1 protein-coding gene is annotated in these 226 nt (G+C 51.8%); it reads left to right on the top strand.

What is annotated here, in order from left to right:
• Positions 1–226: transposase (locus FDW88_RS05320; RefSeq protein WP_137362162.1), on the top strand; the 226-nt coding region annotated here is incomplete at both ends.

The raw sequence follows: 226 nt of genomic DNA on the forward strand, positions 1-226 counted from the left end.
GTGGCGGTTCTCACTTTATGGCACGCAAGTTGGAAGAGTTGGGGCATTCCCCAAAGCTGATATCACCACAATTTGTCCGCCCGTTCGTTAAAAGCAATAAAAACGACTTTGTCGACGCCGAAGCTATTTGTGAAGCTGCATCGCGTCCGTCTATGCGTTTTGTGCAGCCCAGAACGGAATCTCAGCAGGCAATGCGGGCTCTGCATCGTGTCCGTGAATCCCTGGT

The sequence above is a fragment of the Citrobacter sp. wls829 genome (assembly GCF_005280825.1).
Lineage (GTDB): Bacteria > Pseudomonadota > Gammaproteobacteria > Enterobacterales > Enterobacteriaceae > Citrobacter > Citrobacter gillenii.